This is a genomic window from Clostridium collagenovorans DSM 3089 (assembly GCF_900130005.1).
In the GTDB taxonomy this organism is placed as follows: domain Bacteria; phylum Bacillota; class Clostridia; order Clostridiales; family Clostridiaceae; genus Clostridium_D; species Clostridium_D collagenovorans.
Genome location: NZ_FQXP01000003.1, coordinates 349,747 through 364,594 on the forward strand (window position 1 = coordinate 349,747; position 14,848 = coordinate 364,594).

The 14,848-nt window shown below is 30.7% G+C and carries 12 protein-coding genes; 11 read left to right on the forward strand and 1 reads right to left on the reverse strand.

Going from position 1 to position 14,848, the window contains the following annotated elements; translation table 11 throughout:
* Positions 1-123: 123 nt before the first annotated feature.
* The 6 genes from rpsO to BUA48_RS01730 all read left to right on the forward strand — a co-directional run bounded on the left by rpsO (position 124) and on the right by BUA48_RS01730 (position 6,363).
* The gene (gene rpsO, locus BUA48_RS01705; protein WP_072829448.1) at positions 124-387 is read left to right on the forward strand and encodes a 30S ribosomal protein S15; all 264 of its coding nucleotides are present in this window, start codon (positions 124-126) and stop codon (positions 385-387) included.
* A 117-nt stretch (positions 388-504) separates the two neighbouring features.
* The gene (locus BUA48_RS01710; RefSeq protein WP_072829450.1) at positions 505-2,604 is read left to right on the forward strand and encodes a polyribonucleotide nucleotidyltransferase; all 2,100 of its coding nucleotides are present in this window, start codon (positions 505-507) and stop codon (positions 2,602-2,604) included.
* 46 nt (positions 2,605-2,650) lie between these two features.
* Positions 2,651-3,928, forward strand: coding sequence for a M16 family metallopeptidase (locus tag BUA48_RS01715; RefSeq protein WP_072829452.1), 1,278 nt, complete (start codon positions 2,651-2,653; stop codon positions 3,926-3,928).
* Between the two features lie 163 nt (positions 3,929-4,091).
* The gene (locus tag BUA48_RS01720) at positions 4,092-4,352 is read left to right on the forward strand and encodes a YlmC/YmxH family sporulation protein (protein ID WP_072829454.1); all 261 of its coding nucleotides are present in this window, start codon (positions 4,092-4,094) and stop codon (positions 4,350-4,352) included.
* Between the two features lie 27 nt (positions 4,353-4,379).
* The gene (gene dapG / locus BUA48_RS01725) at positions 4,380-5,567 is read left to right on the forward strand and encodes an aspartate kinase (protein WP_072829456.1); all 1,188 of its coding nucleotides are present in this window, start codon (positions 4,380-4,382) and stop codon (positions 5,565-5,567) included.
* Between the two features lie 55 nt (positions 5,568-5,622).
* Positions 5,623-6,363 carry a ClpP family protease gene (locus BUA48_RS01730; protein WP_423231106.1) on the forward strand — a complete coding sequence of 247 codons (741 nt, stop codon included), beginning with the start codon at positions 5,623-5,625 and terminating at the stop codon, positions 6,361-6,363.
* Positions 6,364-6,424: 61 nt separating this feature from the next.
* Here the strand turns inward: BUA48_RS01730 and eutL are convergent, their stop codons facing one another.
* On the reverse strand, positions 6,425-7,087 hold the full coding sequence (eutL, locus tag BUA48_RS01735; RefSeq protein WP_143147652.1) for an ethanolamine utilization microcompartment protein EutL: 663 nt from the start codon (positions 7,085-7,087) through the stop codon (positions 6,425-6,427).
* A 341-nt stretch (positions 7,088-7,428) separates the two neighbouring features.
* Between eutL and BUA48_RS01740 the strand changes: the two genes are divergently transcribed.
* The 5 genes from BUA48_RS01740 (at position 7,429) to rny (ending at position 14,810) form a co-directional block, all read left to right on the forward strand.
* On the forward strand, positions 7,429-9,786 hold the full coding sequence (locus BUA48_RS01740; RefSeq protein ID WP_072829460.1) for an FtsK/SpoIIIE family DNA translocase: 2,358 nt from the start codon (positions 7,429-7,431) through the stop codon (positions 9,784-9,786).
* A gap of 80 nt (positions 9,787-9,866) precedes the next feature.
* On the forward strand, positions 9,867-11,201 hold the full coding sequence (gene rimO, locus BUA48_RS01745; RefSeq protein WP_072829462.1) for a 30S ribosomal protein S12 methylthiotransferase RimO: 1,335 nt from the start codon (positions 9,867-9,869) through the stop codon (positions 11,199-11,201).
* Positions 11,185-11,742: a CDP-diacylglycerol--glycerol-3-phosphate 3-phosphatidyltransferase gene (pgsA, locus tag BUA48_RS01750; protein ID WP_072829464.1), complete on the forward strand. Its 558-nt coding sequence runs from the start codon at positions 11,185-11,187 to the stop codon at positions 11,740-11,742. Before rimO ends, pgsA begins: the two co-directional genes overlap by 17 nt.
* A gap of 173 nt (positions 11,743-11,915) precedes the next feature.
* A complete protein-coding gene (gene recA / locus BUA48_RS01755; RefSeq protein WP_072829466.1) occupies positions 11,916-12,962 on the forward strand; it encodes a recombinase RecA in 1,047 nt (348 codons plus the stop codon).
* A 312-nt stretch (positions 12,963-13,274) separates the two neighbouring features.
* Positions 13,275-14,810: a ribonuclease Y gene (gene rny, locus BUA48_RS01760; RefSeq protein ID WP_143147659.1), complete on the forward strand. Its 1,536-nt coding sequence runs from the start codon at positions 13,275-13,277 to the stop codon at positions 14,808-14,810.
* The last annotated feature ends 38 nt before the right edge of the window (positions 14,811-14,848 follow it).

A 14,848-nucleotide genomic window follows, 5' to 3' on the forward strand; every position in this document is an offset into this window, starting at 1 on the left:
TAATAAAAAATAATTTACATGAGTATCTTTATCTGATATAATCATTGATGAACCTTATACTAAGACTATCGAATGCCGGCGACTTCTTGGTATAACGGGGATAATTTTTGGAGGTGTATATTAATGGAAAAAGCTTTAAAAGAACAAATAATCAAAGAATATGCTATGCACGAAGGAGACACTGGATCTGCTGAAGTTCAAGTAGCATTATTAACTCACAGAATCAATCACTTAAATGAGCATTTAAAAATGCACAAAAAAGACCACCACTCAAGAAGAGGTCTTTTAATGATGGTTGGACATAGAAGAGGATTATTAAACTACTTAAAAGAGCAAGATATCGAAAGATACCGTGCAATAATTGCAAAATTAAATTTAAGAAAATAATCAATAGAGCGGCTTTGCCGCTCTATTCTTTTAAACAATTGTATTAAAATATTTACGAAAACATAATATATATATAAGTTTGAAGATTTTAAATTTATTAAGCGGAGGTACCAAATTATGAGTCATGTACTTGAAAGAGAATTTGGAGGAAGAACCTTAAAAATTGAGTATGGCAAGACTGGAAGGTTATCTGACTGTGCTTTATTTTTAAGCTATGGAGATACTGTTATAATGACAAATGTCAATGCTTCAAAGGAACCAAGAGAAGGAATAGATTTCTTTCCTCTAAGTGTTGAATATGAAGAAAGATTATATGCAGTTGGAAAAATACCAGGTGGATTTATTAAAAGAGAAGGAAGACCATCTGAAAAAGCTATATTAAGTGGAAGAGCTATAGATAGACCTATAAGACCACTATTCCCAAAAGGATATAGAAATGATGTTCAAGTTGTATGTACAGTTGTATCTGTTGAGCAAGATAACTCACCAGAAATTCTAGCTATGAATGCAGCATCAACAGCATTATCAATATCAAGCTTACCTTTTACAACTCCAATAGGAAATGTTTTGGTAGGATTAATCGATGGAGAGTTTATTTTAAACCCAACTACAGCTCAAAGAGAAGTAAGTGAGTTACACTTAGTTGTTAGTGCTACTAAAGAAAGAGTTATGATGATTGAAGCTGGGGCTAATGAAATAGATGAAGAAACAATGATTAAAGCCATAGAATTTGGTTTTGAAAAATGTCAAGAAATAATTGAATTCCAAGAAGAAGCAATGAAAGCTTTTGGAAAAGAAAAGCCAGAACCAGTTTTATATGTGGTAGATGGAACTCTTGAAGAAGAAATTAGAGCATTTGCAGCAGATATGATAAATGAAGCTATGCATATTACTGATAAAGATAAAAGAAATGAAGCTATGGATCTTGTAAATTCAAAGATTAATGAAGAATTTGGGGAGAAATATGCGGATAATAAAGGTGACATAGGTGACGTTGTATATAGAATGCAAAAAGAAGTAGTTAGACATATGTTACTTAAAGAAGGTAAGAGACCTGATGGAAGAGCCTTTAATGAAATAAGAAAAATTGACTGTGAAGTTGGATTACTTCCAAGAACTCATGGTACAGGATTATTTACAAGAGGATTAACTCAGGTTATGACAGTTGCTACCCTAGGAGCTTTAGGGGATATGCAAATGATAGATGGAATAGGTGAAGAAAGCTCTAAGAGATATATGCACCACTATAACTTCCCATCTTATAGTGTTGGAGAAGTAAGACCTCTAAGAGGACCTGGAAGAAGAGAAATAGGGCATGGAGCTTTAGCAGAGAGAGCTTTAGAACCACTAATTCCTTCAGAAGCGGAGTTCCCATATACTATTAGATTAGTATCAGAGGTTTTAAGTTCAAATGGTTCAACTTCTCAGGCAAGTGTTTGTGGTAGTACTTTAGCATTACTAGATGCAGGGGTTCCAATTAAAAGACCAGCAGCAGGTATAGCGATGGGATTAATCACTAATGAAGATTTAACTGAGGAAAAAGTTATTACAGATATCCAAGGAATAGAAGATTTCTTTGGAGACATGGACTTTAAGGTTGCTGGAACTGAAAAAGGAATAACATCAATACAAGTAGATACTAAGATAAAAGGTTTATCTAAAGATGTAATACATGACTCTATTCATGGAGCAAGAACAGCTAGATTGTTCATTTTAGATAAGATAAATGCTTGTATAGAAGAACCTAAGGAACTTTCACCATATGCTCCAAGAATGATAACATTAAAGATTGATCCAGAAAAAATAAGAGATGTTATAGGTGCTGGTGGAAAGACAATTAAGAAGATTATTGCTGAAACTAATGTAACTATAGATACTAATGATGATGGAACTATAGTAATTATGTCAGTTGATAGTGAAGCAGCAGCAAGAGCTCAGAAAATGATAGAAGATATAACTAAGGAAGTTGAAGTTGGAGAAATTTACTTAGGTAGAGTAACTAAGATTGCAGCTTTCGGAGCATTCGTTGAAATATTACCAAATAAAGAAGGCTTAGTTCATATCTCTAAATTAGATAATAAGAGAGTAAATAAAGTTGAAGATATAGTTTCAGTTGGCGATGAGATTTTAGTAAAAGTAACTGAAATCGATAATCAGGGAAGAGTAAATCTTTCTCGTAAAGATGCTATGCAAGAAGCAATTGAAATGGAAAAATAAGAAAGAGGCATGAAAATGCCTTTTTATTTATATAGGAGTAAATTTTATGTATGAGATGCTTAGCTTAAACAATGGGTTGAAAATTGCTCTTGAACATATTCCCCATGTGCAATCTATTAGTATAGGCATATGGATAAAAAATGGTTCGAGAAATGAAAGCAGAGAAAATAACGGTATATCACATTTTATAGAACATATGCTTTTCAAAGGAACTGATAAAAGAAGCGCTAAGGAAATTGTTGAATCTATTGAGGATATTGGTGGCCAATTAAATGCTTTCACTGGAAAAGAAGCTACGTGTTATTATGTAAAGGTTTTAGATAGTCATTTAGATTTAGCCTTAGATGTTCTTTCTGATATGCTATTTAATAGTAAGTTTGATGAGGAAGAGATAGAAAAAGAAAAATCAGTTGTTTTAGAAGAAATAAGTATGGACGAAGATAATCCAGAGGATGTTCTTTCTAATATACATTATGAAGGATTGTTCGGAAAGGACTCAATTGCATATCCAATTTTAGGTACTAAGGAAACTGTTAAGTCCTTTACTAGTGACGAATTAAAGCAGTTTTTGAAAAAACAGTATACACCTGAAAATTCAGTTTTATCAATAAGTGGTAATTTCAATAAATCAGAAATTTATAATTTGGTGAATAGATATTTTGGTCATTGGAACAATAGTGTATCTCATATAGATTATAATAAGCCTGATATAGTAAATAAGAATTATTTTGTTAAGAAAGATATTGAACAGGTACATTTAAGTGTAGCACTTAAGGGATTCCCTATAGGTCATGAGGATGTATACACATTGCTTATGTTAAGTAATCTTTTAGGTGGAGGCTCATCTTCTATATTATTTCAAAAGTTAAGAGAAGAATTAGGAATGTGCTATTCTATATATGCTTATCCTAATAGCATGGTTAATATAGGAAACCTATATATATACATGGGTTTAAATAAGAGATATGTGAAGGATGCTCTTGATGCTATTGAAGAGGAAATAAAAAAATTTAGTAATATAAAGTTATCACATGAAAAGCTTTTTAAAGCTAAAGAACAAATGAAGGGTAATTATATTTTAGGGCTAGAAAGTACTAGTAGTAGAATGTTTGCTAATGGGAAAGCTGCTTTATTTTTGAATAAAATAAATACTCCTGAAGAAATATTAAGTTATATAGAAGATATAAATCATGAGAGTATAGAGCGTGTTATGAAAGAGATATTTATACCAGGTATACAAAATATAGCTTTAGTTGGATCAGATTATGACTTAGTATTAAATGAACTAAAAGATAAATATGAAATTTTAAATTATAAAATATAATTTTAATAATAAATAAAGGTTCTTTATATAAGATTAAATTCAGTATAAAGAACCTTTATTTAACTTAATATTATATTCAAAACTATAGATTTTGTTACAATATAGTCATATACTTTATTTTAGCTGAATATATAATAATAAAAGGCTAAGGGAGGTACTTATTATGGAAAGTAGCATGAAATATTATAGTGACATGGAGAAATACGAGATAATTAACATAAATGACGGAGATCGATATAGCTTTTTAGGTAATAATGATATTATAATAGATAATGAAGGAAATTTAAAACTATTAGTTTTGAATAATAATAAATCAAGATTCACATTTTTTTCAAGAAACGACTATAATGAAATATCTTGGGATTCTATTAAAAAAATAGGATCTAAGACTATAATAATCGATGTGGATAATAATATTTACTAATAAAGTATTAGGATAAGGTGATATTGGATGAAAATAGTAGTACAAAAGTTTGGAGGAACTTCAGTTTCAACTTTAGAAAGAAGACAAAGAATTGTTGAAAAGGTTAAAAATTGTTTAGAAGAAGGTAATATGCCAGTGGTGGTAGTATCAGCTATGGGTAGAAAAGGTGAACCCTATGCAACGGATACTTTGCTATCTTTAGTAAGTGCAGATTTCACTAAAGATAATTTACATGCAACAGACTTATTGATGAGTTGTGGTGAGATATTAAGCACAGTTGTTATGTGTGATGAATTAAAAAAGGCCAATATTGAGGCAATGCCACTTACTGGTGGGCAGGCTGGAATAAGAACAGATAGCAATTTTGCTAATGCTGGAGTTCTTAATGTGAATACTGAGAATTTAGACGATTTAATTAGCAAAGGTATTATACCTGTCATTGCAGGATTTCAAGGTCAAGATAAGAATGGTTATATAACTACTCTAGGTAGAGGCGGAAGCGATGTTACAGGGGCTCTTATAGGTGCAGCTTTAAAAGCGGAGAGAGTAGAAATATATACAGATGTAGATGGTATGATGACTACAGACCCTAGAGTAGTACCAGAAGCATCCTTAATAGAAAAGATAAGCTATGAGGAAATATTCCAATTTGCTGATCAAGGAACTAAGGTTATTCATCCTCGTGCTGTAACTATAGCGCAAAAATATAATATTCCTCTTTTAATTAGAAACACAATGAACGATTGTGAAGGAACTTTAATTAGTAATGTAGTGGACTATGCAGATAGACCACCTGTTACAGGAATAGCTTGCATGAATAATAGAACTCAAATAAGAATTTCTTATAATTCAAATGAAAATTACTTTAAAATCTTAGAAAGCTTAGCAGAAAACAATATAAGCTTAGATTTAATAAATGTATTTCCAAAGGAAAAAATATTTACTATAGATTCTAAGGATTTAAGTAAGTTAAAAGAAATTTTTGAGGAATTAAATTTGGATTGCAGTGTTACAGAGCATTGTAGTAAACTTTCTATTATAGGTAGTGGAATGAAAGGAACTCCTGGAGTCATGGCTAAAATTTTAATAGCACTTACAAGAAGTAATGTGGAGGTTTTACAAACAGCAGATTCACACATGACTATTTGGTGTCTTATTAAGGAAGAGGATGCTACTAAGGCAATAGCTGCTATCCATAAGGAATTTAAACTTTAGTGTATAGATACACCTCTTAATGTGCAAAATAATTGCAGATTAGGAGGTGTTTTTCGTGGATAAAATAAAAAAAGAACAGAAGATAATTATAAATGAAGTAGAGGAAGAAGATAAAGAGGAAAATAAAGATTTAGAAAATTTAAAGGAACTAGGAAATACTGAAATACCAAAGGCTCAAGATGATATATTTGTACTTCCTATAATAGGGCAAATTGAAGGGCATATGGTGCAAAATCCACAAACTAAAACTACAAAATATGAGCATATGATTCCTCAACTAATAGCAGTGGAGAGAGATCCTAAAATAAAGGGAGTCTTAATTGTACTTAATACTGTAGGAGGAGATGTTGAAGCAGGGCTTGCAATTGCTGAGATGATAAGAAGTATAAGCAAACCTACTGTATCTTTAGTTATTGGAGGAGGTCATTCTATAGGAGTGCCATTAGCTACTTCAGCTGAATATTCATTTATATCTCCATCAGCAACAATGATTATACATCCCGTTAGAATGAATGGATTAGTTATAGGTGTACCTCAAACCTTTGAATATTTTAATAAAATGCAAGAAAGAATAAATGACTTTATTACACGAACTTCAAAGATTACAAATGAAGCTCTACATAAGCTTATGCTTCAGACAACAGAACTTTTAAATGATATGGGAACTATTCTCATAGGACATCAAGCAGTTGATATAGGGTTAATAGATGAGGTTGGTGGATTAAAGGAAGCTATAGAAAAATTAAATACCATGATAGATGAAAATGAAAAGGAACATAATAAAGAAGAAAAATAATATAAAACATCAAGATAAGCTTTATCTTGATGTTTTTATTTTGTGTAAATAAGTTAAAGTTTTAGTTTTTTAAAGAATCCTTAGGATTTTTAGCAATTTCATTCATAGCCTTTGTGAAAGCTAAACAAGCCTCTCTGCAAGTTGACTCTGAACCACCTAAAATTGCACCGCTGAAATTTGTGGCAGTAGGTGGTGCAAAATTATAGCGTAAATGTGCACTAGTTGCTTTTAAGGCAGCATCAATAGCATAAACAGCTTCTAATGGAGGAGCTATTAAAAAACATAAAGCTTCGTCATTAGAATTTGCTATATTTGAGAAATAAGAACCAGGTTTAGAAATAAGCTTACAGTAAAAAGGGATACCTTCATCATCATTAGCAAATTGAATTTCACCAGCGCCTCTATCCATATAATGAGAGATGAAATTCAAAGCATTTTTTATTTCATCTGGATTTTCTCCACATATAATACCTATAAATTCACCAGCTAATTTTGTAGTAGCACGTTGGTGACCACAGTAAGTAGATTTAGCATAAATTACTTCAACATCTAAGAACTTAGTTACTTCATCAAAGGCAGTGTAAGCTAATAAATCTGTTTCCACTGTCATAATTCCCATAGAGTTATGGCTCTTCTTAATATTTAAAAATTTCCTAAAGTCATAAGAAATATTAGTTATAATTTTTGAACTCAATATATTATTACTTAAAGTTAATAAATCCAATTTTACTCTCCTCAGTTTTGAAATTAAAGTATAGTTAATATTTATATTTGTTTATTATACAAGATTTAAGTATATAATTCCACAATAAGCCCTAAATAAACTGTAATACTTAATTATCTTTTATAAAAGTTTGAATTAAACTAAAAATATTGTATGAAAGTTAAATGGAATTAAAATATTGAATTTAAGTAATTAATGAAGAGAAATTATAAATAAAGTGTAAAAAATAACCATAATTTTCAAGAAACTTAATTTTGAATTTTTCTTTAAGGAGTTTTATGGTAATATATATTTATGCTATTAATGAAAAATAGTATATTGTATATTTTGGAGGTGTAGAAATGGGTAAAAAAACTTCTAAAGGGTCTAAGACGAAAAGTGTTAATAAAACTGGAATGAGAAGTGACCTTAAGGGGATTATATATATCACCATAGGAATTTTATTATTAGTTAGTATATTTTCAGCAGTATTTTCTCAATCGTCCGCTGGAATTTTAGGAAATGTTGTTAGAAAGACTTTGATAGCAATTATGGGAGCAGGAGCTATTCTATTTCCTTTCATAATAATTTATATAGGATTTAGATATATTGTTTACAATAAAAGTGGAAAGTTTGTAAGCTCTAAGTTCTATGAGATTATAGGGATAGTAATAAATACTCTTTTATTATTTCAAAATGTTACTATGCCTAAAATGATTAATATGGATATAGGTTTTATACCAGTTAGTTATTTTTATAATTTAGATTCTATATTTCATGGAGGAATTATAGCATATATAATAGATTATCCTTTATATAGTTTATTTGGAAAAGTGGGAAGTTACATACTTATAATAGCAATGTATTTTATATTAACAGTGTTGCTTTTAGATATTTCTGTTAAAGAGCTTATAGGTGCTATAATTGTAAGTTTTAATAAGAATAAAAGCAAAATGAAGAAGAAAACACCAAAAAAGGATAAAAAGGAAGGTGTTAATGTAGTTACCTTAGAGGATGAAGGAGAAACTATAATAGCTGATCCACAGGTTAATATAAATGATTTTTCAAAGGATGATAAGGCTTCAAATAAAGGAAACATAATAAATATAGATTTTGGTGAAGAGTGTGAAGTTGTAGCAGATGAAAGCACGGAAATAAGTAGTGTTTATGAAGAGGATCCTAGTATTTATAGTAAACCTAAGGGTACGAGATCTAAGGGGAAAAAAATAGAAAATGAAAATATAAAAAGAGAAGTAGAGGATGAAATAATAATAAACTCTTGCAATCAAAATAAGGGGATAGAGTATGAATTTCCTAAAATAGATTTTCTGAATGAAAATGAAAGCATAAAAAATAAAAAACTTGATAAAAAAGAATTATTAAGTAATGCTAATAAATTGCAAGAAACTTTAAGTAGTTTTGGTGTCAATGCTAATGTATTACAAGTAACTAAGGGACCCTCAGTTACAAGATATGAAATACAACCAGAAGTTGGTGTTAAGGTTAGCAAAATAGTGAATTTAGCAGATGATATAGCTTTAAATTTAGCTTCAGCAGGTATAAGAATGGAAGCACCTATACCTGGCAAAGCGGCTATAGGAATTGAAGTTCCTAATAGAGAATTAACTTCTGTGTGTGTTAGAGAGGTTATAGAGTCTGAGGAGTTTGTGAATACTAAAAAGAATTTAGCTTTTTGTTTGGGAAAAGACATTGGTGGTAAATGTATAGTTGGTGATTTAAGTAAGATGCCACATGTACTTGTAGCAGGGGCAACGGGTTCAGGAAAGAGTGTATGTATAAATACATTAATATGTAGCTTGCTTTATAAGTACTCACCAGAGGAAGTTAAACTTCTATTAATAGACCCTAAGGTTGTAGAGCTAAATGTTTATAATGGTATACCTCATCTTTTAATACCAGTTGTAACTGATCCTAAAAAGGCATCAGGAGCTTTGAATTGGGCAGTAAATGAAATGACGAGAAGATATAATACCTTTGCAGAAAATGCAGTTAAAAATATTGCTGGATATAATGAGCTTTATGATAAAGGATTAGTGGAAGAAAAGATGGCTTCAATAGTTATTATAATAGATGAACTTGCAGATTTAATGATGGTATGTCCTAAGGATGTCGAAGATTATATAGCAAGATTAGCTCAAATGGCAAGAGCTGCTGGTATGCATTTAGTAATAGCAACACAAAGACCTTCAGTAGATGTTATAACAGGTATGATTAAGGCTAACATACCATCTAGGATTGCTTTTGCAGTTTCAAGTCAAATTGATTCTAGAACTATAATTGATTCAGCAGGAGCGGAAAAGCTTTTAGGAAAGGGCGATATGCTTTATTATCCTTCAGGAGCGCCTAAACCTATAAGAATACAAGGAGCCTTTATATCTGAGATAGAAGTTGAGAGAGTTGTTGAGTTTATTAAAAATCAAAGCAATGAAATTGAATATAAGCAAGAAATTATAGAAGAGATAGATAAAGGTGCATCTAAAGAAGCTAATGAGTCAGGTGAATGTGATGAGATTTTAAGTGATGCTATAGAGTTTATAATCGAAAGCGGATATGCATCTACTTCAATGTTGCAAAGAAAGTATAAAATAGGATATAATAGGGCAGCTAGATTAATAGAAGAGATTGAAGAAAGAGGAATAATATCAGGTAGAAATGGAAGTAAGCCAAGACAGGTATTAGTTTCTAAAAATGATATTTAACAATAAATATATTTGTGGTAAAATAAAATTCTGCGGATAAAATTTATAAAAATGCTTTTTAATGCATAGGAGGAACATAAGTGAGTAAATTAAAATTGGGATTGGTTAATCTTGGTTGTGATAAAAATAGAATTGATGGCGAAATAATGCTATCTACTTTATACAATAAATATGACTTAGCTAAAGAACCAGAAGATGCTGATATAATATTAGTAAATACTTGTGGTTTTATTGAATCATCTAAACAAGAATCTATTGATACTATACTTGAAATGGCTAGATATAAAGAAAATAAGTGTAAGGTGTTATTAGCAACAGGATGTTTAACTCAAAGATATGGTAAAGAGTTATTAGAGCTTATGCCAGAGTTAGATGGAATACTAGGGGTTAATAATTATTCAGATATAGATAGACTTATAAAAAATGCCTTAAGCAAGGAAGAAAAATTATGTTGCTGCAATTACAGTGACACAAATATAAATGAAGGAGAGAGAATTTTAACTACAGATAGTCACTATGCTTACATAAGAATATCAGAGGGCTGCGATAATGCTTGTGCATATTGTGCAATTCCTAAGATAAGAGGTAAGTATAGAAGTAGAACTATGGAAAGTATTCTTAAGGAAGCTAATAGTTTAGCAAATCAAGGGGTTAAAGAGCTTATAATTGTAGCTCAAGATACTACAAGATACGGAGTAGATATATACGGAGAAAAAAATCTTCATGTGCTTTTAAGAAAACTTAGTGAAATAGAAAAGATAGAGTGGATAAGAATATTATATTGTTATGCTGAGGAACTTACAGAGGACATTATTAATGAAATAGCTGATAATGATAAGGTGTGTAAATACATAGATATACCTCTTCAGCATATAAGTGATGATGTTTTAAAGGCAATGAGAAGAAAAGGACGAAGAGCTCTTATAACTAAAAATATAGGTAAATTAAGAGAAAAAATAAAAGAAATTAATATAAGAACAACATATATAGTAGGTTTTCCGGGAGAGAAGGAAGCTAATTTTGAAGAACTTATGAAATTTACCGAAGAAGCTAAATTTGATAAATTAGGGGTTTTCAAGTATTCAAGAGAAGAAAACACTGCAGCATATGATATGGAAAATCAAATAAGTGAAGAAACTAAAGAAATAAGAGAAGCAGAAATTATGTTCCTTCAACAAAGAATTTCAAAAGAAATTAATGAAAAAAAAGTTGGAAAGGTATATAATGTGATTGTAGATAATTTCGATGGTGAAATGTACCATGGAAGAAATTATGAAATGGCACCAGAGGTTGATGGTGAAATAATATTTACTAGTGAAAATAATATAAAACTAGGTAGCTTCATAAAGGTGAGAATTACTGAAGCGCTAGAATACGATTTAATAGGAGTTGTGGAGAATGAACTTAGCGAATAAGCTTACAATGATTCGTATATTCTTAATACCTATATTTATAATTTTTATAACTTTCCCTATTTCAAATGGAGTTATAATAGCAACAGCTATATTTATAATAGCTTCACTTACTGATAAACTAGATGGATACATAGCTAGAAAAAGAAATGAAATAACCAACTTTGGAAAGTTCATGGATCCATTAGCAGATAAATTATTAGTTACAGCAGCACTTCTAGCTTTAGTTGACTTCGGGTTAATTAGAGGGTGGATAGTTGTAGTAATACTAGCTAGAGAATTTGCAGTATCAGGGTTAAGAACTATAGCAGCATCTAATGGAAAAGTCATAGCAGCTAGTATGTGGGGAAAAGTTAAAACAGTTATACAAATGGTAGCAACTATTGCAGGTTTGCTGGTTATGAGTTTTGAATCTTTGAGCATAAGTATACCTTATTTGAGAGAGTTAACATCTATATTAATGATGTTAGCTGTAATAATAACAATAATATCTGGAGTAGATTATTTTGTTAAGAATAGTGATGTAATAGATACAAAAAAATAAAAAATATTGAATTAAATTCTAAAAAGTGTAAATAATAAAAATATGGAAGTTCCTACAGAAAATGTAGGAACTTTTTATTAAGTATTGTTGACAACTATAAAAGATAAATATATAATTAAATAAGAACTTGTGTTCGACTTTCGGAAAGGATGGTGAACCCTAAGGGGATTTGTATGGATAACGAAAAATTAAAAGCCTTAGAGATGGCTATGTCACAAATAGAAAAACAATTTGGTAAAGGTTCAGTAATGAAGCTAGGAGAAAAAACTCAAACTAGCTTAGATGTAATATCAACTGGTAGCTTAAGTTTGGATATTGCCTTAGGAATTGGTGGAGTACCAAAAGGAAGAATCATAGAAATATATGGACCAGAATCATCAGGTAAAACAACAGTAGCATTACATATAGTTGCAGAAGCACAAAAAAACGGTGGAGTTGCAGCCTTTGTAGATGCTGAACATGCTTTAGACCCTATCTATGCTAAAGCCTTAGGTGTTGATATAGATGACTTAATAGTTTCACAACCAGATACAGGAGAGCAAGCACTTGAAATTACTGAAGCTTTAGTAAGATCAGGAGCTGTAGATATAGTAGTAATTGACTCTGTTGCAGCACTTGTTCCAAAGGCTGAAATTGAAGGAGAAATGGGAGATTCTCATGTTGGACTTCAAGCAAGACTTATGTCTCAAGCTTTAAGAAAATTAGCAGGGGCAATCAACAAGTCAAATTGTGTTGCTATATTCATAAACCAATTAAGAGAAAAAGTTGGAGTAATGTTTGGTTCTCCAGAAACAACACCAGGAGGAAGAGCGCTAAAATTCTATGCATCTGTTAGAATGGATGTTAGAAGAATTGATAGTATAAAACAAGGCGACGATTTCTTAGGTAATAGGACTAGAGTAAAAATAGTTAAAAATAAAGTAGCACCTCCGTTCAAACAAGCAGAGTTTGATATAATGTACGGGAAAGGTGTATCCAAGGAAGGTAACATATTAGATGTTGGTGTTAATGAGTCTATTGTTCAAAAGAGTGGGGCATGGTTCTCTTATGGTGATAAGAGACTTGGTCAGGGTAGAGAGAATTCTAAACAATACTTAGTTGAAAATGTTGATGTAGCACTTGACATAGAAAATAAAATAAGAGAAAAATACAGCTTACCTTTAGCTAAAGAAGTTAAAGCTGAAAAAGATACAAAGACTGCAAAAAAAGTAGAAGAATAATTTAATCGAAGACATAACATAATATAAGATGTTATGTCTTTATTTTGTATAAAAAATAAAGAAAAGTAAAAAATATAATATGAAGAAAAAATCGTATTAATGTAGTATAAAGTAAAGGTATAAAATATGTGCATTATACAATCCTTGCCATATTGACATTGTTGGAAAATTAATATAAAATAAATACAAATGCTGATTTAGTAAATGTAATTACTTACAATTTTTTAAATATGACACCTTTTCAAGCTTTTATTACAAAACTTTAAGTTATTTATACGACAAAAAAGGAGGTGTTATTACATGGAACTATCTATGATTTTAACTATATTAGCTAGTATCGTAGTAATTTGTGTAGTTATTTTTACAATTATTTATACTAGGAAAAATATTTCTCATGCCAATATAGCTAAAGCTGAGGAAGAAGCTGCAAAAATTTTAGATGATTCTAAGAAAAATGCAGAATCTATTAAAAAAGAAGCTATTATTGAAGCTAAAGAAGAAGTACATAAGCTTCGCTCAGATTTAGAAAGAGAGTCTAGAGAAAGAAGAAATGAAATTCAGAGATTGGAAAGAAGAAACATTCAAAGAGAAGAACTTTTAGATAAAAAAAGTGACGTCTTAGAGAAAAAAGAAGAAGCTCTTAATAAAAGACATCAAGATGTCCTTGATAAAGAGCAAAAGGTTGATGAATTATATTCACAACAAAGAGAGGAATTAGAGAAGATATCCAATTTAACTACTGAAGAGGCTAAACAAGTTTTATTAGATGAGATTGGTAAAGAAATAAAGCATGATGCCGCTATAATGATAAAGGATGTTGAAAGTAAAGCAAAAGAAGAAGCAGATAAGAAAGCGCGTGAAATTATTACTTGTGCTATTCAAAGATGTGCTGCTGATCATGTTGCAGAAACAACAGTGAATGTGGTAGCTCTACCTAATGACGAAATGAAGGGTAGAATAATTGGAAGAGAAGGTAGAAATATCAGAACTCTTGAAACTCTTACTGGTATAGATCTAATAATAGATGATACACCAGAAGCTGTAATTATTTCAGGATTTGATCCTATAAGAAGAGAAGTTGCAAAAATAGCCTTGGAGAAGTTAATTGTTGATGGAAGAATACATCCAGCAAGAATTGAGGAAATGGTTGAAAAGGCTAAAAAAGAGGTGGAAAATATCATAAGAGAAGAAGGAGAACAAGCAACCTTCGAAACTTGTGTTAATGGACTTCATATTGAACTTGTAAGATTATTAGGAAGACTTAAGTTTAGAACAAGTTATGGTCAAAATGTACTTAAGCACTCCATAGAGGTTTCTTACTTATGTGGCATAATGGCTTCGGAATTAGGAATTGACCCAACAATTGCAAAAAGAGCAGGATTACTTCATGATATAGGTAAAGCTGTTGATCATGAAGTAGAAGGACCACATGCTTTAATTGGTTCTGAAATAGCTAAAAAATACGGGGAATCTTCAGTTATAGTTAACGCAATAGCTGCCCACCATGGTGATGTGGAAATGCAATCTATAGAAGCGATTTTAGTTCAAGCGGCAGATGCTATATCAGCAGCTAGACCAGGTGCTAGAAGAGAAACTTTAGAAGCATACATCAAACGTTTGGAAAAATTAGAGGAAATAGCTAATTCATTTGAAGGTGTTGATAAGTCATTTGCAATTCAAGCAGGTAGAGAAGTCAGAATAATGGTAAAACCAGAAGAAGTTGATGATTTAGCTGCTGTAGAAATGGCAAGAACAATGACTAAGAGAATAGAAGATGAATTAGAATATCCAGGTCAAATAAAAGTAAATGTAATTAGAGAAACACGTGCAGTAGAATACGCAAAATAATTTATACCTTCTATATGTTACATATAGAAGGTATTTTA